This is a genomic window from Prosthecobacter sp. (assembly GCF_046154365.1).
Lineage (GTDB): Bacteria > Verrucomicrobiota > Verrucomicrobiia > Verrucomicrobiales > Verrucomicrobiaceae > Prosthecobacter.
The window spans coordinates 1-22,752 of sequence record NZ_JBJXFV010000243.1 but is presented as its reverse complement, the minus strand read 5'-3'; the positions used below and the strand labels follow the sequence as shown (position 1 = coordinate 22,752).

Here is a 22,752-nt window from a genome sequence, read left to right as displayed (position 1 = left end):
TACCGCGCGCAACCTGTAGAGATTTCCCGCGTCAAAGCCGGCCATGAATCGGATGGCAAGGATTTGCGTGTGATGCCACCCATATGAGAACATCAAGCAACACCCCGAGCCTTCTCCACTCTGAGCACCTCCAGCGTGTAGCCGGCGAGATTGTCGAAGGGTTTCACCTCGCCGGTGACTTGCACCACGGGATAGCGCACGGTGTTGAGGCCATAAACTCGGTAGGCAGCGGCGAAGATTTCGCATTCGACGATGCCGGTGCGGTCGCAGATGGAGATGAACTTCATGGGCTGGCCGTTTTGCTGCAAATGGCTGCGGCTGACGATGATGAGGCCGCAGACGGTGACTCGTTGGTTGTGGTAACGGTGCAAATCGGCAATCGGGCAGTAGGTCTGCCAGGCGATGTGAGGATGCAGGTCGAGGGGATGGCCGGTGACGGTGTAGCCGAAGAGGTCCAGTTCATCGTGGAGCTTTTGCAGCAGAGTCGGTTCCTCTCGGAAGATGGCGCGGATGTCGTCTTCGCGTGCATCACGAAACAGCCAGTCGGCTCCGGCATTCACATCCCGAGCACAGTGCATGCAGCGCCAGAACTGCTCCGTGCGACCGCCGCCGAGTGAGTCAAAGGCACCGGCCCGGATGAGATTCAATGCCTCCGTGCCTCCGGGACGAACACGCTCACAGAAATCACGAATGCTGGCAAAGGGGGCGCGAGCAATTTCGGTGCGCCAACGTGCCAGTGTGGCCTCGCTGAGTTCTTTGATGCAGCGCAGGGGAACCCGGATGGCTTTGCCCAAAGGCTGGGCAGGCGTGCCGCTGAGAGCGTCGGAAGGCTCCACTGTGAAGGCGTCGCTAAAGTGGTTTACATCCGGGGAGTGAAACCCAATGCCGAGGCGGCGGCATTCGAGCGTGTAAACTAGTGGGGAGTAGAACCCTTTGCCATTGGTGAGCACGCCAGCCATGAACTCAGCGGGATGGTAGTGCTTGGCATAGGCTCCCTGATAGGCCTCGACGGCATAGGCGGTACTGTGAGCACGGCAGAAGGCGTAGCCCTGGAATCCGGCCACGAGATCCCAGACGTAGGCGGTGCTGCGGGCATCACGACGGCGTTCCTTGGCCGCTGCCATGAACTCGGCCTTCACCTCGTTGATCTTGGCGCTGTCCTGTTTGACCAAGGCACGGCGGAGCACATCGCCACGACCGGGAGCGAGACCGGCGAAGGCTTCGCAGATTTGCAGGATGTGCTCTTCGTAGGCCACGACGCCGAAGGTGGAACGCAAAACGGGGGCTAGACTGTCGTGCGTGTAGTCCACGGGTTCGAGGCCCTGCGCACGGCGGGCAAATTGCGCTTTCTTGAGGCCATTGGCAGCGCCGGGGCGGATGACGGAAACAATCGCCACGAGGCGGTCGATGTCGCGCACGTCGGCCATGCAGGCGAGGCTGGTCATGGCGGGGCTTTCGATGTGATGCACGCCGCGAGCATTGCCAGTGGCGATCATGTGCCATACACCGGGATCACTCCATGGTTCGACGGGTTCGGGTCGGGTGGGCTGCTCGGTGCCGCCACGGGTGCCGATTTCGAGGGATGGAAGATCCAGCGCAAGTCCCTGCGAGTGCAACGTGGCCTGTGTGTCCCGCAAAACGGCCAGACCACCTTGCGCAAGGATGTCGAGCTTGATGAGGCCGACGGCTTCGACGGCATCCATGTCAAAGTGCGTGGTGGGCCAGCCTTTGGAGCTGATGAAGGTGGGTGTTTGATCACGAATGGGATCACGCGAGAGCACGACGCCGCAGGGGTGCATTTTCGCGTAGCGGGGAAAGCCATCAAGCATCCCGGCCATGAGCAGGGCCGTGCGCAGCGGCTCCTCCTGCCATGCAGAGTGATCGCACTCACGCGAGAGCGCCACTGCATCGGCAGCGTGCCGGGCATCCGTCCACGGCATGTGCTCCGTGAGGCGGCGAATTTCGTTTTCAGCGACTCCGAGCACCTTGGCGACATCGCCGAAAGCGGAACGTGCCAGGAAGGTGTTGAACCCGCCGACGATGGCGGCGTGCTCGGGGCCGTAGCGGTCGAGCAGCAGGAACACCACATCGTCTTTGCGGTCATGGGCGAAGTCGATGTCGATGTCCGGCAGTTTTTGCAACGCCATGCGGTCGCGGTTGAGGAAGCGCTTGAAGTAGAGCTCGAAGCGAATCGGGCAGACGTTGCTGATGCCGAGGGCGTAGCACACCAGCGAATCGGCGGCACTGCCACGGGTGATCCAGCCGATCCCCTGCCCTGCGCACTCCTGGAGCAGGTGCCAGACGGTGAGAAAGTACTCCTCGTAACCGACTTCGGCGATGATGGAGAGTTCTTCGCGCAACTGGGCCTCGTGCTGCTTCGCCTTGCTGCCGTAGCGCTGGCTCAAGCCTGCGTGCGAGAGGTGGTGAAGCATGGCGGCAGGCGTACTGCCATCGACGGGCGTGTAGCGTGGGAAACGCAGGGTTTTGAAATCGAAGGTGAACTCGCACTGTGAGGCGATGTCCTGTGCGGCCTGCATCGCGGCTGCGGAATAACGCCATTCCGTAGGCGGGTGGAAGGCGAAGTCACCGCGACGCTTCTTCGCATGCTTCTCGTGCAGCAGGGTGAGCGTCTTCATGCTCTGAACGATGTCGAAGAACACTTTGTCCTCTGGCTTGTGGTAACGGATTTCAGGCAATGCCGCCTCGCTGCTGTCGGCAGCCATGAGGATCAAGCCCTCGTGATGGTCGTGCATTTGCGCCGGAGTGATGCAGGCGTCGTTGTTGAAGGACAGCAGGCGGCAGAGGTTCCGGTAGCCGCGCACGTTCTGCACATAGGCGAGAAGCGGCTTCTTATCGCAGCACAGCTCCGCGCCAATGATGGGCTTGATTCCGGCGGCGGTGGAAGCCTGGAAGAATGGCACGGCAGCATGGAGATTCTTGTCGGTGATCGCCACGGCGGGCATGTCGTGTGCGGCTGCCGCTGCGATGATGGCGGGAATGGTGAGCGTGGAGTCGAGGAAGCTGAAGCAGCTTTTCACATTCAGCGCAGGCACCGCGAGACGTGCCGCGTGGCTGGTGATGATCTGCGGGCCGGTGCCGGGACGCTCGCGCAAGACACGATTCGTGGTGGTAGCGGTCGGATCGGTGACGAGCTGCGGTTTGGGCAAGGTTTGCCGTGGTGCCTGCCGGTGCTGCGAGAGCCAGAGATCATGCCCGCGCATGATGCTGCGATTGCCACGGCGGAGATCATCCACAATAAGCGAGAGCGTGTGCAGGCGCTCGCGCTTCATGTCGGACTGCTCCAGCGGCAGGACATTGCAGAAGCCCGTCTCATAGATCTTCGTGAAGCGCAGGCCAATCAGGCGCACACTGACACGGCGCTCCCAGGCGCGCGTGAGCATGGCCGTGAGGAGTGGATAAAGGTCGTGCTCCAAATCGGTCGGTTCGTCGAGACTGGTGGAGCGTGTCACCTCGTCCATGTCGTTGTAGCGCAGGCGCAGCGTAACGGTGCGGATGCTTTTGCCATCCTCACGCACGCGACGCATGAGTGTGTCGGCCATGCCCCTTAGACGTGCGATGATGAAGGCGGTGTCGGTGGTGTCCTGCTGGAAGGTTTCCTGCTCTCCATAGCTCTTCGCGGCGGGTGCATCGCAGACCACGGGACGCAAGTCGTTGCCGAGAGCGTAGTCATGGAGGGCCGCCGCCCCGGAGCCGACGAGCAGCGAGAGTTCATCCACGGGCGTTCTAGCGATGTGCTCGACCATGCGCAAACCGGCGGTGTTGAGCTTGGCGGCAAGCTGCGGGCCGACTTGGGGCAGCCATTTGTTTTCCAACGGCCAGAGAAAGCCCTGCTCATGCCCTGGAGCCACTTCGATGAAGCAATGCGGCTTGCGCAGCTTGCTGGCGATCTGCGACACGAGCTTGTTCGAGCCGACGCCCACCGACACGGACAGCTTCAAACTCTGTGCGATGGCCTGCTGCATCTTCGCTGCGGTGTCACTGGCCTTGGTCTGCCGTGCGCCGTGAAGATCGAGATAGCACTCGTCGATGGATGCCAGCTCCACGATGGGCGTGAAATCATAGGCATACGAAAACATGAGGTGCGAGAAGCGCTCGTATTTGTCGAAGTCGCAGGGCAGCACGATGAGGCCAGGGCAGAGCTTCTTCGCTCGTGCGGTGGGCATGGGCGTGTAGATGCCGAGCTTCCGCGCCTCATAGCTGGCGGAGGCGATGATACCGCGTCGCTCGCCACCGACAGCCACCGGGCGACCCCGCAGCTTTTTATCGGCGGCCTGCTCGACGGAGGCGAAGAACGCATCCGCATCGAAGTGCAGAATCATGGCGCATCACCTCTCGGAAAGCCGCAGCAGCGCGATCAGAACGCCTTGGATGACCAACTCCCGAGCCGGGATCAGGTCGGGATACTTGGGATTCGAGGCGCGGAGGTAGGGCACGCCGTTTTGCACAATGAACCGCTTCAAGGTGGTCTCGCCGTCGATGAGTGCAGCCACGATCTCGCCATGCCTCGCCTCGCGGAACTCCATGATGACGATGTCGCCCTCCAAAATGGCCGCATTGCGCATCGAATCGCCCCGGACTTTCAGGGCGAAGGTGCGGGCGTTTTTTGGCAGGCGCAGGGTGCTGGGGTCGATGTCGATGCAGCCGTCCATGCGTCCGTCTTGAAGCTCCGGGCTGCCCGCGATGATGCTGCCGAGGAGGGGAATCTGATGCCGAATCCAAGAACGCGCCTGGGACAGCCAAAGGAGGTTCAGGGTGTGTTGTTGGCGTGTGGTGAGCATGCCTCACTGTGTAGTGTTCTTTAGAACAGTTTCAATTGAGGATTTGAATCATCCTCAACTTTAACCGGTTCATCCCCCGCCTGCGGCACCGGGGGCGCTATCGGGCGCAGCACTTCCTCGCTCTTGTTACGGGCCTGATTGGCGGCGGTGGAAACCCGATGGGCTTCCAGATGCTCGCTTTCGTAGGGCTTGAAGAGTGCGCGGAGGTCGTCGGCCTGCATGCCTGGCTGCATCCAGGCGAGAGCGGATTCCCCTTCCAAAATCAGCGGGCTGCGGTCGTGAAATTTCGCCATGTAGCGCCCCGGTGGCGTGGTGACGACGCTCATGGAGGTGACGACGGCACCGCTCTCGAAATCCTCCGGGTAAGGGCTTTCCCACACATCCCAGATGGCCGCCAGCAACAGGGGCGCATCGTTGATGCGGTGGATGAAGTACGGCGTGGTGCGGTCGGGCCATTCATGCCAGCCACGCACCGGAATGAGGCAGCGCTGGCGCAAGATCGGGCCACGGTAGGAGGCCAGCTCGAAAACACTCTCGCATCGAGCATTGAACGTGAGTGCAAACTTTTTCGCCACCTCCGCCTTGCTGCCCTTTGCCCAAACGGGCACGAGACCAAAGCGCATGCGCTCGATACCGATCTCGTCCCCCTCCATGGTGAGCACGTCGGCGTAGTCCGTGGGGCAGATGTTGTTGATGACCTGTGCCTCGGACTTACGGTCCTCGTCCTTCTTTTTTTTTCGCCGTTCGATGTGCAGCTTCTTCCCCGCCAAGGAAAGCGCGGGGATGTTCGCGAACTGGTTCAGGCGACCACACATGTGCTCAGGAAAGCGCAGTCAGGTAGAGAGGCAAGAGGGAGTGATGAGCTTACCGACCCGTTGTGATACCTCGCGTCATCAGGATTTGGGAATTTCTATTCGCCCGGGAGTGATGGAGTGATGGAGTTCTGCATTCCAGCACTCCACGACTCCAGTACTCCGCAGCAAGATTCACAAATCATGGTGACGTTGGGTATATCTGCATCTTTAGCTGCTCATCATTTTACCATCCCAACTCATGAAACCTCTCCTTCTTCTCCTCGCGGTCTATTCCGTGTGTGGTGCAGGCCGCAGCGCCGCACAGCAGGCTCCAGCGCAGACTTTGCTCTACACCGTGCCATTCAAAGCGGGCGATGAAGGCGCACGCATCTACCGCATCCCAGCCCTCTGGTGGCAGCCGAAGCGGCCACTGATGGCTTTTGCGGAGCGCCGCATGGAACAGCGGCGCATGACGGGCGATGTGGACATCGTGCTGCGGCGCAGTTTGGATCATGGACAAAGCTGGCAAGCGCAGCAGGTGATCGCGGACCTCGGGCACGATACCTGCGGGAATCCCTGCGTGGTGGAGGATGCCACGACGCATCGCCTGTGGCTGGCCTTCACACGCAGCCGCCAGGCGGACACCGAAGAGCAAATCGTCGCCGCTGAGGTGCCAGGCACGCAGGTGTGGATCACGCACAGTGACGATGAGGGTGCGACGTGGGCCGAGCCGCGTGATGTCTCTGCGACTTGCCGAAAGGCAAACTGGGGCTGGTATGGCACGGGGCCGGGCCAAGGTGTGTTCCTGCGCGGCGGTGCATCGCGGCCAGATCGCCTGCTCATTCCGGCCTATCACACGGAGAGCGGCGTCTATCGCACGCATTGCCTTTACTCCGATGATCATGGTGAAACATGGCAACTCGGCGCGGATGCGGCGGATCACAGCAGCGAGCCGCAAGTGATCGAAATGGCTCCCGGAAAGCTGCTCATGAATGCCCGCACCATCGCGGGGCATGGCACACAGCGCACCCTCGTCATTAGCAAGGATCGCGGCACCACCTGGGAACCAGCGCAAGGACTCGCCGCCTTGCCGGAAAATGGCTGCCAAGGCTGCCTCTATCGCTGCTTTCGCAATGGCTCGAATGGACAATACGACTGGATTTTCTCCCAACCCGCCGCCACCAACCGAACCAGCGTCACCGCCTGGATCACCAGTGACAATGGCCAGTCTTGGCCCGCCGCGCAGCTACTCTGGGCCGGCCCGAGTGCCTACACCTCGATGGTGCGCGTACAGGGCGGCCTGGTCGGCATGTTGATCGAATGTGGTGCGAAGGATGTGTATGAGCAGATCGCCTTTGTGAAGTTCGCCCCCGAGTGGCTCAAGGCTCGTCAAGCACCCGCGATCAAACCGCCAGCTCCGAAACCGTGATGAACCCTGCCTGTCTCTCACTGCTACTCGGTTCGTCTTTGATGACGGCGCAGGCGGCTGATTTGTCGGCCCTCATGCCACATGCCGCTGATCACACGCAGATGTGGTGGGCGGAAGGTTTCCCCTTGCACACGCCGACGGCACCTTGGCTGCGGGTCATTCAAACGGGGCGCTATGCGATGGCGCTGAACACGCAGACGCTACGAGTCGAGCATCTGGGCGCGGTGGTCTCGCTCATGGATGACTACCGGAGGCTGCCCGCGGCTGAACTTGCGCTGAACATGAGCGTGGATGGCAAAAACTACCGCTGCACGGCAGGCGGCAAGTGGTCACGCTTCACGGGGCCGCGCTTGATCGAGTCAGGACGTTTCTTCCAGCGTGGCGATGTGACGGATTTGGAGTTCAAAGCGGAGGATGGCTCACGCTTGAATGTGGAGGCGCGATTTGAAACGGCGGCTTGGACGGATCGACTGGGCCTGATCCTGGCAGCGCGACCTGGAGTATTGCCGATTGTTGCAGGCGAGCAAAGCTTTGGACATGTCGGCGGCGGTTTTGGTTTGGATGGCGCGAATCATTTGGAAATCCCGCACAGCGCGGCGCTGGATGCGGAGCAGTTCACGATGGAGCTGTGGGCCTTTGTGCCGCAGGACTATCAGGCCGGGCAGCATTCGCCTTGGCTCATGTGCAGGGGGCCTCATGAAGCAGCGAATGGCAACATGGGTTTCATGATCGCCAATGGTCAGCCGAGGGCGCACATGAACATCGGCGGTGGCGCAGCCAATGCGGTGGTGGCGAAGACGGAGAAGCGGACCGCGCTGAAGCTCGATGCGTGGAATCATCTGGCGATGAGCTACGATGGCGACACGCTGCGGTTGTTTGTGAATGGCGGCATCGAGGGCGAGACGATGGTGGGCAAAAAACGACTGCCCTGCCCCGGCGCACTCGCCTTTGGCCGACGCCAGGACAACACGGGCGATGGCTTTCACTTTCGCGGCGTGGTGGATGAGATTCGATTCTTTGATCGTGCGCTGAAGCCGGAGGAGACTCGTGCTGCGGTGAAGCCGGTCCTGGAATGGACCTTCAATGCTCAAGGCAAAGCCTCCAAGACCAAGCTGCGTGAGACATGGAAGCAAGTGGCTATGGAGATCTATCTCACCACACCGAAGGGCAAACTACATCAACGTAGCGAGCAAATTTGGACGGATAGCAAAGAGCGTGAGGTGTCTCTCGTGCTCGATCCTGTCACAGGCACAGCTTTGGAGGTAAAGAGCCCGGTTATCGTCGCCGCATCGGAAAAAGCCACGGGCGTAGCGCGTGCGGTGGTCTATGAGCCAAGCCTTAGCTGGCACCGCATCAATCTGGATGGCATCGCGCCCACAGCGCCCCCTGGCGGCCAGAATCCGAGCAATGATGCCGTCGAGCGCGTGATGTTGCAGCTCTCGAATCCCACCGACAGCGAACAAATCGCACGGCTGATGTTTGAGAAGACCACGCACGGTTTTCATCAGCGCATCGGCACGCCGATCACGGGCGTCTCAGCGATCCTGCGTGATGCGGATGGCAATCCAACGGGCATCCCCGTGCAGCTCAGCAAGAACTGGCATAACGAGCCCGAAGGCGGCGTGTATGCGAGCCAGTGGTTCCACGGCATCTCGCAAGTGCGCTTGCCAGCGAAGGCTAGCATCGAACTCGAACTCACGCTCGCTTACGGTCACTGGGGCGGCGTGGCGGCGGCATCACATGCGCAGCTTTGCCTCATCGGTTGGGGTAGCAATCAATTGTGGGATCAGAGCGCTCTCGGTGCCTGGGGCGAGAGCATTTGCTACGAGCCGGATCAAGCGCAGGCCAACTGCACCATCACCGATGTGCGCCCTGCCATGCTATATCCCCTCGGCGAAGACAAACGATGGGGATGGACCAGCAATGTCGGCGGCGGCGACTTCCTGCGCCTCTTCGATCCCGCTGGCCAGCGTGTGTCGCCCAGCGCCATGCGCACCACGTATCACAAACACGGCCCATGCCTCACCGAAGTGACCTACGCGGGCCGCATCGGTACCAGCATCGCACATTCCACCACCGTCAGCCTCGCACGCACCGACGACATCGTGCGCGGCGTGTATCGACTGCGTTTCGATGTCACGAAGGCGCTCGACTTCTCCCGCTTCGTCCTCTTCCAGATCGGTGCCGACACTTACACCTCCACCAGCGAGCGCAAGATGGCCCTGGGCAATGAAACCGGCCTCATCAAAGAATGGAACACCCAATGGGGCGGCGACATCTACCGCACGGCACCGCTCGAATGCACCGGCCGCATCCCGTGGATCAGCCTGCACGAAGGCGAGCTGCGGGCGCATCAAAACAACGGCGCCGGAGCCAATCGCGGCATCGTCATTCGCTCATGGAAAGCCCGACTCGGCGGCAAAGACGCCGCGCCATGGATCGCCGAGCGCGGCGTCACTCGGCATCGACAAGACGCCGCCACACTCGATCTCGTGCCACCGCCAGGAGTCACTCGCTTCGAGCCTGGTGACTTCGTCGAAGCCACCATCGAGCACCTCATCATCCCCCAATCCGCCACCGACTACTACGGCCCCAATGAAGCCCTGCGCACCGCTTTGACCAAGGACGCAAACACCTGGCGCATGATCCAGCGTGAGGCCCTCGGCAATGATCGCCGCATCGAGATGAAGCACGGCGAACTCCAGCGCACGCACCCCGCCATCACCATCAGCACCGCCGACGACAAAGCAGAGTTCACGCTCGCCGGCGGCATCGGCTACGTGCCGATCACCTTCACCGGCCTCAGCTCGCCACGCGGCTTCACCTTGTTCATCGACGACAAACCTGTGAACCAAAGCATCCATGGCAACGACTTCTGGCAGACCGACTACGACAGCGCCACGCAGCAGTGGTCGCAGACTTATAATCTCACGCTATCGCCCGATCAGCCGCACATGATTCGTTTTCAATGAGCACAGGGTGCCTCTGGCGCTCATTGACCACGGTTTTCTGCTTCAGCTAGGTCCATATCCGTTGCGCGTCCTCGAGAGAGATGGGTTGGGGGACGTTTGAGTTCATGCTGCGTTTTGGCTGACCGCTCCCCGTCAGGCAAGTTCTTGTTTGTTGCTCCCTCGCGCACCAGACTGCAAGAAGTGCGCTGCAACAGACTTCTAATCTCGCCATGAAACGCCGCTCCTTCATCTCCACCTCCGCCGCCACTGCTTTTGGTTTTCAGTTTGTCCCAGCGCATGTCCTGCGTGCTCAGGGCACGGCTCAAACACCCGCTAACAAGCTCCGCATCGCCGCGATTGGCGTTGGTGGGCGCGGCGCGGCCGATCTTGGCGATATGGCAGGCGAGGACATCGTGGCGCTGTGTGATGTGGACGAGCACCGTGCGGCGGGGAGCTTCGCGAAGTTTCCAAAGGCGCGGCGCTTCACCGACTTCCGCAAGATGTTCGATGCGATGAACAACGAGATCGACGCCGTGCTCGTGGCGACACCGGATCATACTCATGCGGTCGCCGTGCTGGCAGCGCTCGGGCATGGCAAGCATGTGTATTGCGAAAAACCGCTCGCGCACACCATCGCGGAGGTGCGGGCGATGCGGAAGGCGGCGCTGGAGAAGAAAGTGATCACGCAGGTGGGCAATCAGGGGCACTCATCGGACAGCATCCGATTGTTTGTCGAAATGGTGCAGTCCGGGGCCATCGGCAACGTGTCGGAGATTCACGCGGGCTGCGATGCCTTCAAAGATGTGTATTGCCAGATCAGCAAACAACAGGCGATACAAACCGAGAAGCACGAGGTGCCGAAGGAACTCGACTGGGACCTGTGGCAGGGGCCGCTGAAGACGCGTCCGTTCAATCCCGCGTATGTGCCGTTTAGCTGGCGCGGCTTTTCGGCCTATGGCAGCGGCTGCATCGGCGACTGGATCTGCCACGTCGTCGATCCGTCCTTCTGGGCGCTCGATCTCGGCATGCCCACGGCGATCACAGCGGAGACCAAGGACTACGATCCGGTCAAACACGCCGCGTTTTACCCGAAGGGCACGCGCATCACCTATGAGTTCCCCGCGAAGGGCAAACGCGGCCCCGTGAAGCTCATCTGGCACGATGGCGACTTCGGCATCCCTGCACCGGAGGAACTCAAGCAGGACAACCGCAAGGTCGTCGGCATCGGCGCAGTGGTGATCGGCGACAAAGGCAAGATCATGCACGGTTCGCACGGTGCAGGCGGTGTGCGCTTGATCCCCGAGGCCAGCATGAAGGACTTCAAGATGCCGGAGAAGACGATCCCGCGTGTGCCGAAGGGCAATCATCAGCACGACTGGCTCAACGCCATTCGCGAGAACCGGCCCGCTGGCTCTAGCTTTGAATACGGCGGCTCCTTGAGCGAGATCGGTCTGCTCGGCATGATCGCCGTGCGCCGCAGCGGGACGCGTCTTGAGTGGGACAACGCCGCGATGAAATTCACCAACGACGCGGAAGCGACTGCGCTGTTGACGCCGGAGTATCGCGAGGGGTGGAGCTTGTGATCCTCCCGGCGAAATGATTGCGTGAAAGAGGACTGCTGTGGCGGGGTTATGTTTTCAGCCACTTTAATCCCCCACATGGCTGCCCCATCCCCCTACTTTCGAGTTTCATGGCTTCTGCCGTGGCTGCTCACGCCGTACGTTTTTGCGGCGGAGCATCCTGGCGCGATCGTCTATAAGAAGCTCTGCGCCGAGTGCCACGGTGATCGCGGGCAGGGTGTGGAGGATGAGTATGACGAACCGCTGACCGGTGAGAAGTCGATTGAGGCCCTGGCGAAGTACATCGACCGCACGATGCCGGAGGATGACCCGGAGAAGACGACCGCCGAGGATGCCAAGCTCGTCGCGGCCTACATGCACGATGCGTTTTACTCGCCAGCGGCGCAGGCGCGGCTGAATCCGCCGAAGAAGGAGCTGAGCCGCCTGACCATCGACCAGTTCCGCAACAGCGTGATGGACGTGATCGGTCGCTTTCGCATGGGGCCGGGTTTTGACCGGCCCATCAATGCCGAGCAGGGCCTGAAGGCGTTTTATCGCGGTGTGGAGCTGCCCAAGCCGGGTGAGAAGGCCGTGGACACGACGCCGAAGAACGGCATCAAGGCCAAGCGCCCGAACAAGACTATCGAGAAGGTGGAGCCGGTCATTTCCTTCCATTGGGGGCCGGACAGTCCTGACAAGGCCGTGCTGGAGGCCGAGCAGTTTCAAAATCGCTTCGAGGGTAGCGTCGTCGCCCGCGAGACCGGCGTGTATGAGTTCGCGGTGAAGTCAGAGAACGGCTTCCGCCTGTGGATCAATGACACCGCCGAGGGCGATGCGCTCATTGATGGCTGGGTGAGCGCCGGACCGCAGGTGCGGGAGGAAAAGAAAAGCATCTACCTCGTCGGCGGACGCGCTTACTATCTGCGGCTGGAGCATTTCAAATTCAAAGAGAAGTCCGCGTCCATCGAGCTGTGGTGGAAGCCGCCGCATGGCATCAAGGAACTCATCCCCGCGCATGCCATGCGCACGGACCGCCCGCGCGAACTCATGATCGTGAACACCGAGTTCCCCGCCGATGACAGCAGCGGCGGTTACGCACGCGGCACCACGATTTCCAAAGCCTGGGATCAGGCGGTGACGGATGCCGCCATCGCCACCGCCGAACACATTGTCGAAAACCTCGGCGAACTCGCGCAAACCAAGGCGGGAGCGACGGATCGCGGCGAGAAACTGCGCAAATTCGCAAACACCTTCGTCGAGGCCGCCTTCCGCAGGCCTTTGAGCGATGATTTGAAGCAGCTCTTCGTCGAATCGCACTTCGCGAGCGCCAAATCACCTGAGACGGCGGTGAAGCGGGTGGTGTTGCTCGCGCTGAAATCGCCGCAGTTTCTTTATCCGAACCTCCAGCAGGGTGAAACGCCGGATGACTTCGAGATCGCCTCGCGTCTCGCCCTCACGCTTTGGGATTCGGTTCCCGACAAAAAACTCGCGCAGGCCGCCACGTCGGGGAAACTCAAGACCCGTGATCAAATCAAGGCCGAGGCACAACGCATGCTGCTGGATCCACGCACGAAGGCCAAGCTGCACGGCTTCTTCCATCACTGGCTCGAACTCGAACGTGCCGAGGGTGCCAGCAAGGATCCGAAAATCTTCCCCGACTTCACACCCGAGCTGATCGCTGATCTGCGTGAGTCGCTGCTGCAATTCATCGACGAGGTCGTGTGGAGCGAGAAATCCGACTACCGCGAGCTGCTCCAGGCCGATTATCTGTTGATGAATGAGCGTCTCGGCAAGTTCTACGGCCATCCCGTCACCGGCGAGGCGTTCCAGCGCGTCGGCTTTGACCCGAAACAACGCGCGGGAGTCGTCACGCATCCGTATCTGCTGGCCGCGCTCGCCTACACGAAGCAGTCGTCACCGATTCATCGCGGCGTGTTTTTGACGCGCAACATCGTCGGCATGTCGCTCAAGCCGCCGCAGAAGGCGGTGGTGTTCGAGGACAGCCACTTCAATCCCAAGCTCACCATGCGCGAGAAGATCAGCGAACTCACCCGCAGCGGCGCCTGCATGAGCTGCCACAGCATGATCAATCCGCTCGGTTTCAGCCTGGAGAACTTCGACGCCGTGGGCCGCTGGCGCACGAAGGACAACAACAAACCCGTGAACGCCGTGAGCGAGTTCACCACGCACGAGGGCAAGCTGGTCCGCCTCACTGGCCCGCGTGACATCGTGAACTACGTCGCCGCCAACCCTGGCGGCCACCGCGCTTTCATCCGCCATCTCTTCCATCATCTCATCAAACAAGACCCCACCGCGTATGGGCCGAAGGTGCTCGATGACCTGCAAAAATCCTTCGCCGCCAACGGCTGCAGCATCCAGAAGCTGATTCTCGAGATCGCCACGCTCGCGAGCGAGGTGAAGTCCTTTCAAACCGCATCTCCCCCATGAAACACCTCCATCGCCGCCAATTTCTCCGCGACCTCGGCATCTCCGCCGGGGCTCTGCCATTCCTCACCGGACTTTCGAGCATCACGGGCGCACCGGCGCCGCAGAAGCGTCAGCGGTTGATCATCATGTTCTCGCCGAACGGCACGCTGCCGAATGAGTTCTGGCCGGATCAGGAAGGCTCGAATTTTGGCTTCAAGACAATCCTCAAGCCGCTGGAGGCATTCAAAGACCGCATGCTGGTGCTGCATGGCATCGCCAACAAAGTGAAGGGCGATGGCGACAGCCACATGCGCGGCATGAGCTGCCTTTTGACCTGCGATGAACTGCTCAAGGGCAACATCATGGGCGGCGGTGGCAATCCGGCGGGTTGGGCGAGCAACATTTCGATCGACCAAGAGATCAAAAACTTCCTCCAGAGCCGGGCGGAGACGAAGACGCGCTTTGGATCACTGGAGTTCGGCGTCGCGGTGCCGGATCGCGCTGATCCGTGGACACGGATGAGTTATGCGGGCGGCAACCAGCCCATCGCGCCGATTGATGATCCGCATCAGGTGCTGAAGAAGGTCTATGGCAAGATGAAGGACAAGGACAGCCTCGTGAGCATCCTGGATGACGTGCGCAATGATTTGAAGCGCGTTTCCTCGAAGCTCAGCGCCCGTGACAAGGCGCTGCTCGATCAGCACATGACGCTGGTGCGTGGACTGGAACAGGATTTGGCCGACGCGGACAAGCAGGGCAAGTTGTCGCATCCCGTGCCGCAGGTGGACCCGAGCATCGAACTGGTGAACGACAACACCCCGCAGATCAGCCGCATTCAAATCGACCTGCTGGTCAATTCACTCGCCAACGACATGGCGCGCGTGGCCACGCTGCAATACATGCGCAGCGTGGGCATGGCGCAGATGCGCTGGCTGGGCATCGAAGAAGGGCATCACAGCCTCTCGCATGACCCGGATGACAAAAAAGAGAGCTACGAGAAGCTGATGAAGATCAACACCTGGTTCGCCGGCGAATTCGCCTACATGGCGAAACGCCTCAGCGAAACGCCGGAACCGGCGGGCAACGGCAGCATGCTCGACAACACGTTGCTCGTGTGGACGAACGAACTCGGCAAAGGCAACAGCCACACGCTGGACAACATCCCCTACGTCATGGTCGGCGGCGGTTTCGGCTTCAAGATGGGCCGCTCTTTGAAGTTCGACAAAGCGGCGCACAACCGCCTCTGGATGTCCGTCGCGCACGCGATGGGTCACACTGGCTTGAAGACGTTCGGCAAGGCGGAGTTGTGCGATGGTGGAGCTTTGAATCTGGCAGCGTGAATCATCATTTGCCTCAGTTCGTTGTTCCTCTAGCCTTGCGGCCCTATGAGCGATCCAACCCGCAGCCCCGAGAGCATCGAAACGTCGTTTGCCCCTTTTCGCCAGAAAATGCAGGCCGCTGGCCTGAGCGAGTCTGCCATCCGCGCCTTTCGTGGCAGCTATGCGGCACTCTTGGCCGGTGAGACGGGGATGATCCCGGAAGCCACCATTGCCGCAGCGCAGGATCTGCCTTGTACCGATATGCTCACACCGCCGGACGCCGGACGTGCGGCGGCTCTGCTCAAGCAAACCGTGCTCATCAAGCTCAACGGCGGCCTCGGCACGGGCATGGGTTTGGAGAAGGCGAAGTCACTGCTGCCGGTGCGCGGCGAGGACACATTTCTCGATTTGATCGCGCGGCAGATTCTCCGCATGCGCGCACAGACCGGCAGTGAAGTGCCTTTGTTCATGCTGATGAACAGCTTCAGCACCTCGGCGGATACGGTCGCGCATCTCGCTGCGCGTTTCCCACAACTGGGCGGAAGCGAGACGTGGGAACTGATGCAGAACAAGGTGCCGAAGGTGCTGGCCGGTTCGCTTGAACCTGCGGCATGGCCGGCCAATCCCGACCAAGTGTGGTGCCCGCCGGGTCATGGCGACATCTATGCGTGCCTAGTTGGTTCTGGCTGGCTAGATCGTCTGCTCGACGGCGGTGTGCGCTATGCGTTTGTGTCGAATTCAGACAACCTCGGTGCCACGCTTGATCCCGCGATCCTCGCGTGGTTCGTGGACAGCGGCATGCCGTTTGCCATGGAGGTCACACGACGCACCGAGTCGGACAAAAAGGGCGGGCATCTCGCGGTGCGTTTGCGCGACGGACGCTTCCTGCTGCGTGAGTCCGCGCAGTGCCCGAAGGACGACGAGAGTCACTTCCAAAACATCGACCTGCATCGCTACTTCAACACGAACAACCTGTGGATCGATCTCCAGGCACTCAAGACCGCGCTTGAAGCAAACGACGGCCTCATCCCGCTGCCGCCGATCATGAACAAAAAGACGGTTGATCCACGCGATAGCAGCTCGCCTGCGGTGATCCAAGTGGAGACAGCGATGGGGGCCGCTATCGAGTGTTTCGAGGGCGCGGGCGCCATCGAAGTGTCGCGCGTGCGTTTCGCGCCGGTGAAGACCACCAGCGACCTGCTGTGCGTGCGCTCCGATGCCTACGAACTCACCGAGGACTTCTGCCTGCGCCTGCATCCCAGCCGCAATGGTCAGCCACCGCACCTCCAGCTCGATCAAAAGCTCTGCAAGCTGGTGGATGGCCTGGAGCAAAACTTCCCGCACACACCGAGTCTGCTGCACTGCCGCAGCCTGCTGGTACATGGACCCATCGAATGCGGCGCGGGTGTTGTGTTCAAAGGCGATGCCGTGATTCACAATCACACCAACGCTGCGGTGAAGCTGAAAGCCGGTGTGCATGAAGGCCAGATCAGCGTGGACTGACTTGGCAGCTTGAAGACACTTCAATCCAGCGAGCGCTTCGGCGGCGCGATGGTGACTGCCGCAGCAGTGCCCGCTTTGGCACGGGCGGCGGTGGGGGCTAAACGCTGCACTTCGTAGCCGGTCACATTCAAGGCGAGATCTAGCTTCGCGAGAAATTCCCAGGTGGCGGCGACACCGACTTCATCGGCGATCTTGCGGGCTTCGAGATAGGCGGCAAAGGCATCGGGCATGACTTGGAAGACGGCGACGCCGTTGGGGTCGGCCTTGATGTCGCGCATGAGACGGATGTAGGCGGAGTTGGGCTGCTTCATGGCTTCAATGGTCTCGCCACCGCCGCCTTTCGGTGTGAGAGCGAGTTGAACGTAAGGCGACGCGGGAAGAACTTTCGGCTCCATGGCATACGCACCGGCGATGAGCGGGTTCGCGGCGGCACGTTGCAGCAGCGCCTGGATGCGGGTGGCATCGTAGATGGTGCGTGCCTTGCTGACGTCCTCGATACCTTTGACCTTGCCGAGGTCGTGGAAGTAGTCGGTGACATCCTTCGGCGTGGCCTTGACCTCCTTGGACAATGCACCCCATGAAAAGGTGATCTTGCCACCAGCGGCGACGGCTTTGATCACGGGCTTCACGGGATCGCGAGAGGGATCGAGTTTGACCCATTTGGAAACATCGCCTTTCGCAGCGGCAGCGACGGCTTCAGCAACGACGAGCACGGTCTGACGTGTCGGCACGGCGATGTCGGTGAGCGCGGCGAGGAGTTGTTTCGTGGGAACGATGCCGCCGTCTGACAACACCTTGTAAGCCTGCGCGGCCAGTTCCATCTGCACGCGATCGACCAGCGGTGCAATTTCCGGCCAGGCTTTCTGCGCATTGGCAGGTGAACCAAGAATGCCTTCGAGCAATTTGGCGAAGGGCGGGTATTCCACCTTCTGGAACTCGAGCTGCGACTTCACTTTCTCCATGCCGTCGAGGATGGGTTGCAGGAACTTGGTTTGATTGAAAGTGAGCACGCCCTGCTTGGCGACGAGGATGCGGGTTTCGACCGGTTTCTCAGGATACGGGCGCGGATTGGGCAGGCGCACATAGGTCGGTGGCGGCGGCTTGAACACCGGCGTCTGATCGAGCAGCGCCTTCAAGCGTTCCAGCTCTTGCAGCATCTTGTCGGTCTCCGCCTTGGCCAATTCACGCTCCTTCTGACGATCTTCGAGCTGCTTCTTGAAGACATCGAGGTCCATGAACTTCATCTTCGACTGCATCTCGGAGGTATCGACGGTCTTGAGGTCTTCGATGGCCTTTTTCAGTGCGGCTTCGGCCTGTTTTTGCTTTTCCTTAATCTCCTCGGGAGTTTGGAGCTTGGGCAGCTCTTTGACCTGCTGGGTGATTTCCTTGAGTTCCTCAGGAGTGACCGGCGGCAGGTCAGAAAGCACTTTTTTCACAACGTTGGCCACGCTGAGACCGACCATGACGAGCACGATGATGAGAACGCCGACGACGTTCGTCATGGTGTCCATCAAGGCGACGAACGGCAGTTCCTGCTCCTCGTGTTTGCGTTTCGACATGGTGTGTCAGGTGGTTTTCTTCGGCACCGCAGGCGGTGTGGCGGGTGGTGCGGGCACCGCAGCAGGCGGCGGCGGGATTTTGCCGCGAAATTTATCAAACATGGCAAGATCGAGCACGCCACGGCCGGGAATGGGCAGTTTGCCGACGCGCACCTTGTATTCGTTGTCGGCACGGCCAGCGCCGTTGTTGAAAGCGCCTTGGCCGTCGTCACGAATCAGAAACAGTACGAGCGACTTCGGATTCTTCGCCACTTCGGTGAGGAAATGATTGTACGCCACGTCGGCGACGATGACCTCGGCGGTGGCGCTGAGACGGTAGTCTTCGCCCCAGGCGCTGAGGATTTTCAAAGCGCCGCCGCTGGCCTCAACGAAATAGACTTTGGTGTCCTCGGGCATGCCGCTGCCGGAAGGCTGCACGATGACCGGCGGGACTTTTTTGTCCGGCGGCACCTCGCGTTTTTTGAGTTCGGCCATGAGCAGCGCGATCTCCTTGTTGCTGTCGAGTTGCTGTTTTTTCATGCCCTCGATTTCGAGCAGCAAACCATCCAGCTCCTTCTGCATCTTCTGGCTGATCTTGAGGTTGGCCTCCTGGATGTCCTTGGAGGTGGAGAGCAGTTTGTAGAGCTTGATGTAGCGCTGCTGCTTTTCGTCGATCTGCTTCTGCAGTTCGTCGAGCGTGGCGATTTTTTCCTTGAGCACGATCTCCTGCGCCTTGGTCACCTTGATTTCCTCACGCATGCGCTTGGCCTCCTGCGCCATGCGGATTTCCTCCTCCGTGCGGCCCTCCGTCTGCTGCGTCTGTGAGACGCACAGCACGACGATGATGAGGATCAGCACGCCAATGAGCGAGCACAGGATGTCCAGGAACGGGACCAAGAGGATCTCGTCCTTTGCGGCATGACGGCGCTTTGCCATAACAATTCAGGAGTTAAAAATCAGACGGCGGGCAGTCAACTGAACCAGCCCTTCTTTTTGACCTGGTGAATGAGGATCTGCTTGCCGCCCAGTTCAGAAAGCAGGGTGTTCAAAGACTGGATGCCGCTGGCGAGCGCACGGGTGTAGTCGGTGGTGGTCTTCACGCTGTCCTTCACTGCGTTGGTCATGTCATCACGCATGCGGTTCAAGGCGGTGGCGAACTCGGTATCCACGCGTTCCTGGTGCGCGGCGGCGCGTTTGTCGAGATTGTCGGCCTGTTCTTTGACCTGTTTCGACAGGGCGTTGAGATCGACGAGGAAATCCTTCTGCGCGTTCGCCACCGCCTTGACCAGCGTGTCCATAATGCCAGCGGTGTCGCCGCCAGCGATGCTGCCGCCGTCGTTGAGACGCGGCAGGAGCACCTCATTGCAGAACGAGTCGATGTTGTTGAGGTTGTCGTCCTCCGACTTCATCATCGCGTTCAGGGGGAAGTTCAGCGTCATCGCCAGCACGAGGCCGAGCAGCGTGGCATCAAAGGCCGTGCCCAAGCCGCCGGTGACTTTTCCCAGCGTGCTGGTGACCTGGCTGAGATCGGTCATGTTGCCAAAATTCATCCCGCCGATGGCGTGAGACAGACCAATGACCGTACCGATGAACCCCAGGATCGGAATCGCCCACAGGAAGGCCTTGAGCAGCGAGTAGCTGCCGCCGATGCGCATGCTGTCGATGTCTGAATTGCTGGAGAGCATATTCGTCACGTCGCCGACGTTCTGCTTCACCTCGAACAGCTCCAGCGCTTTGCGGATGCGGTTTACCATCATGCTGTCGCGCAGACGACGTGGCAGCTTATAGAGGTTGTCGATGAACTGGCCGACGTTGTCGCGATTGACCTCCGCGCCCATCTCCCACGGCAGCACGTCGAGCAGCAAGGCCTCGCGCTGATGCCGCAGCTTCTGGAACTTCAAATAAATGATCGCCATCGACCAAGTGAAGAACAGCGTGTTCGTGAAGCTCACCAGCATGTGCTTGTAGAACAACGACGCCACGAACTGCATGCCGGTGTAATCCGCCGGCGAGGTGCCTTCCGGTGCATTGAACGGATACAGAATGCCCACCCAGGTCAGAAACAGCACGAAGCCGATGCTGAAGCTGAGAAGGCTGTTGGGATTCGTTGGGTCGGTCTCCTCCCACCCGCCGCGTTCGCCTTGTGGCGTGGGGGGCGGTGCTGCCGCTGGCGGCGGAGCGGACTCGCCATGTTCATATTCGGCGCCGAAGGCATCGTTGTCCGGCGGTGGCGCAATATTGCTGGGCGTGGGCAAACCCGATGGCGCAGGCAGACCCGTGGGCGGCGGTGGTGCGGTGGTGGCAGGGATGCTTAGCTTCGTGTTGCAGCCGGGGCAGCGGACGGTTTTGCCGGCCATTTCGGGCTCGGCCTTGAGCTGCATGTCACAGGATGGGCATTTGAACGTCACGGATGATTTCCTCCAGGGTGAATTAAAATTTAAAGAAGTGTGGCTAGTACGTAGCGGAAAGGCCACTCCATCGCCAAGCACTTTCTTGGGGTCAATTCACTTCAGCGGCAACAGGCATGCCATCACCACGGCCTTACAGCAGTTCTTCCACGAATCGCTTTGAATCAAACGACTGGAAGTCTTCGACGCGTTCGCCGAGGCCGATGAAGCGAGTGGGGACGCCGAGTTCTTGCTGGATGGCGACGAGGATGCCGCCTTTGCCGCTGCCATCGAGTTTGGTGACGATGAGACCGGTGAGCGGGATGATTTTGTTGAATTCGCGGGCCTGCTGCAGGGCGTTGGAGCCGGTGGTGGCATCGACGACGAGCAGAACCTCATGCGGGGAGGTGTCATCTTTGCGGCCGAGGATGCGGTGAATCTTTTTCAGCTCCTCCATGAGGTTGTGCTTCGTGTGGAGACGCCCGGCGGTGTCGCAGATGAGGAAGTCGGCTTGAGTTTTGAGGGCGAGTTCGTAGCCTTCGAAGCAGACGGAGGCGGGATCGCTGTTCTGCGGGCCTTTGGCGAGAGGAATCTTCAAGCGCTCGGACCAAACCGTGAGCTGCTCGACGGCGGCGGCACGGAAGGTGTCTGCGGCGGCGAGAACGACCTTGTGGCCGTTCTTATGCAGGAGGTGGGCAAGTTTGGCAGTGCTGGTGGTCTTGCCGGTGCCGTTCACACCGACCATGAGCAGCACTTTGGGCTTTCCGGCAATGGGATCGAGCGCTGGAATCGTAGCCGGAAGGATCTGCCGCACATGCTCACGCGTGACCTGCACGATGTCGGCTCCATGCAGCGTGCGCTGACGTGACTTGAGGTCTTCGACGATCTGCAAGGCGAGACGCGGGCCGAGATCGCCGACGATGAGGGAGGCTTCGAGATCATCCCAGTCGATGTCGGGCTTGGTGAAGCGCTGGAGGAGGGATTTGAAGAAACCGGCCATCAGTCAGGATTTGAAATTTCAGATTTCAGATTTGAAATGGGCCGCAAGGCCCTGGCAAGCTTGTCGAGCACACCATTGACGAAGGACCCGGATTCACCGGCGCTGAGAGCTTTGGCGATGTCGATGGCCTCGTTGAGGATGACGGGAGCAGGCACGTCGGGGCAGTACAGCAGCTCGTAGGATGCAAGGCGGAGGACATTGCGGTCCACGGCGGCAAGACGTTCGATGCGGAAGTTTACGACGATGCTCATGATGTGCGCGTCGATCTCACTTTGATGCTCGATGACGCCTTTGATGAGGCTTTCGGCATAGGCACGGGTGGAGGTCTTGGCACTGTGCAGCGTCCAGAACACATCGGCGTCTTCGGGTTTGGATTCACCCTGAAGATCACGAGCAAAGAGGAATTGAATGGCGGCTTCGCGGCCGTCGCGGCGTTTTCCCATGAGGTTAGGCGTGGTCGATGGGTTCGCCGGCAAAGCTGGCCTTCATTTTACCGAACAGATTGATCATTTTGACGCAGGTTTGGGCGGCTTCCGTGCCGCGGTTGATGGTGGTGCCAAGGCAGCGTTCCTCCGCCTGCTCCTCGCTGCTGACGAGCAGCACTTCATGAATGACGGGGATGCAATGCCGCACCGCCATCTGCTGCAAAGCATCGGTGACGGAAGCACCGACGAGATCGGCATGCTCGGTGGAGCCACGGATGATGACACCGAGGGCAATGACGGCATCAGGGGCACTGCCACGCAGCACGAGTTCGGTGCAAACGGGAATTTCGAACGCACCGGGCACGCGATAGACATCCACCGAAGCATTCGGCGCGATGATTTCGATTTCTTCCTTCGCGGCATTCAGCAAGCCTTGAACGAAGGTGTTGTTATACAATGAAGCGACGATCGCAATGCTGATCGGCTCCTGGGTGGGACGTGGGCGGCTGGAGGCGGCGTTGGACATTCTTGTGACAGGATTAACGGGATTCAGGAAGGATTAACAGGATGCAAGCAACGAGCCTGGAATGAAAACTGAGCACTGAGCACTTCATAATTTGT

Annotated in this window: 15 protein-coding genes; 6 read left to right on the top strand and 9 right to left on the bottom strand. The window is 60.4% G+C overall.

All coding sequences use genetic code 11. From position 1 onward, the window contains the following. Window positions 1-92 precede the first annotated feature (92 nt). Genes dnaE through ACKVY0_RS30700 form a run of 3 tightly spaced genes read right to left on the bottom strand, consistent with a single transcriptional unit; the run spans window position 93 to window position 5,614 of the window. Window positions 93-4,340: a DNA polymerase III subunit alpha gene (dnaE, locus tag ACKVY0_RS30710; protein WP_409218708.1), complete on the bottom strand. Its 4,248-nt coding sequence runs from the start codon at window positions 4,338-4,340 to the stop codon at window positions 93-95. A gap of 6 nt (window positions 4,341-4,346) precedes the next feature. Beyond that, on the bottom strand, window positions 4,347-4,799 hold the full coding sequence (locus ACKVY0_RS30705) for a LexA family protein (RefSeq protein ID WP_409218707.1): 453 nt from the start codon (window positions 4,797-4,799) through the stop codon (window positions 4,347-4,349). A 20-nt stretch (window positions 4,800-4,819) separates the two neighbouring features. Next, complete coding sequence (locus ACKVY0_RS30700; protein ID WP_409218706.1) at window positions 4,820-5,614, bottom strand: SOS response-associated peptidase; 795 nt, start codon at window positions 5,612-5,614, stop codon at window positions 4,820-4,822. Between the two features lie 238 nt (window positions 5,615-5,852). Here ACKVY0_RS30700 and ACKVY0_RS30695 point away from each other — a divergent pair, with 238 nt between their 5' ends. The 6 genes from ACKVY0_RS30695 to ACKVY0_RS30670 all read left to right on the top strand — a co-directional run bounded on the left by ACKVY0_RS30695 (window position 5,853) and on the right by ACKVY0_RS30670 (window position 16,781). Further along, window positions 5,853-7,022 carry an exo-alpha-sialidase gene (locus tag ACKVY0_RS30695; RefSeq protein ID WP_409218705.1) on the top strand — a complete coding sequence of 390 codons (1,170 nt, stop codon included), beginning with the start codon at window positions 5,853-5,855 and terminating at the stop codon, window positions 7,020-7,022. Next, window positions 7,022-9,994, top strand: a complete 2,973-nt coding sequence (locus ACKVY0_RS30690) for a LamG domain-containing protein (RefSeq protein ID WP_409218704.1) — start codon at window positions 7,022-7,024, stop codon at window positions 9,992-9,994. The genes ACKVY0_RS30695 and ACKVY0_RS30690 overlap by 1 nt, the downstream gene beginning before the upstream one ends. A 209-nt stretch (window positions 9,995-10,203) precedes the next feature. Next, a complete protein-coding gene (locus ACKVY0_RS30685; protein ID WP_409218703.1) occupies window positions 10,204-11,556 on the top strand; it encodes a Gfo/Idh/MocA family protein in 1,353 nt (450 codons plus the stop codon). Window positions 11,557-11,631: 75 nt separating this feature from the next. After that, the gene (locus ACKVY0_RS30680) at window positions 11,632-13,980 is read left to right on the top strand and encodes a DUF1592 domain-containing protein (protein ID WP_409218702.1); all 2,349 of its coding nucleotides are present in this window, start codon (window positions 11,632-11,634) and stop codon (window positions 13,978-13,980) included. Then, window positions 13,977-15,299, top strand: a complete 1,323-nt coding sequence (locus tag ACKVY0_RS30675) for a DUF1552 domain-containing protein (protein ID WP_409218701.1) — start codon at window positions 13,977-13,979, stop codon at window positions 15,297-15,299. The genes ACKVY0_RS30680 and ACKVY0_RS30675 overlap by 4 nt, the downstream gene beginning before the upstream one ends. 45 nt (window positions 15,300-15,344) lie before the next feature. Beyond that, on the top strand, window positions 15,345-16,781 hold the full coding sequence (locus ACKVY0_RS30670; RefSeq protein WP_409218700.1) for a UTP--glucose-1-phosphate uridylyltransferase: 1,437 nt from the start codon (window positions 15,345-15,347) through the stop codon (window positions 16,779-16,781). A 20-nt stretch (window positions 16,782-16,801) separates the two neighbouring features. On the opposite strand, the gene ACKVY0_RS30665 is transcribed toward ACKVY0_RS30670, so the two are convergent. The 6 genes from ACKVY0_RS30665 to ribH all read right to left on the bottom strand — a co-directional run bounded on the left by ACKVY0_RS30665 (window position 16,802) and on the right by ribH (window position 22,657). Further along, a complete protein-coding gene (locus tag ACKVY0_RS30665) occupies window positions 16,802-18,340 on the bottom strand; it encodes a hypothetical protein (RefSeq protein WP_409218699.1) in 1,539 nt (512 codons plus the stop codon). Window positions 18,341-18,346: 6 nt separating this feature from the next. Next, entirely contained in the window at window positions 18,347-19,255 is a 909-nt protein-coding gene (locus ACKVY0_RS30660) for a hypothetical protein (RefSeq protein WP_409218698.1), read from the bottom strand. Between the two features lie 35 nt (window positions 19,256-19,290). Further along, window positions 19,291-20,700, bottom strand: coding sequence for a MotA/TolQ/ExbB proton channel family protein (locus tag ACKVY0_RS30655; protein ID WP_409218697.1), 1,410 nt, complete (start codon window positions 20,698-20,700; stop codon window positions 19,291-19,293). Between the two features lie 160 nt (window positions 20,701-20,860). Continuing rightward, window positions 20,861-21,706 carry a signal recognition particle-docking protein FtsY gene (gene ftsY / locus ACKVY0_RS30650; protein ID WP_409218696.1) on the bottom strand — a complete coding sequence of 282 codons (846 nt, stop codon included), beginning with the start codon at window positions 21,704-21,706 and terminating at the stop codon, window positions 20,861-20,863. Next, complete coding sequence (nusB, locus tag ACKVY0_RS30645; protein ID WP_409218695.1) at window positions 21,706-22,149, bottom strand: transcription antitermination factor NusB; 444 nt, start codon at window positions 22,147-22,149, stop codon at window positions 21,706-21,708. The genes ftsY and nusB overlap by 1 nt, the downstream gene beginning before the upstream one ends. A 4-nt stretch (window positions 22,150-22,153) precedes the next feature. Then, window positions 22,154-22,657 (bottom strand): 6,7-dimethyl-8-ribityllumazine synthase, encoded by a 504-nt coding sequence (ribH, locus tag ACKVY0_RS30640; protein ID WP_409218694.1) that lies wholly within the window; start codon window positions 22,655-22,657, stop codon window positions 22,154-22,156. Window positions 22,658-22,752: the final 95 nt, after the last annotated feature.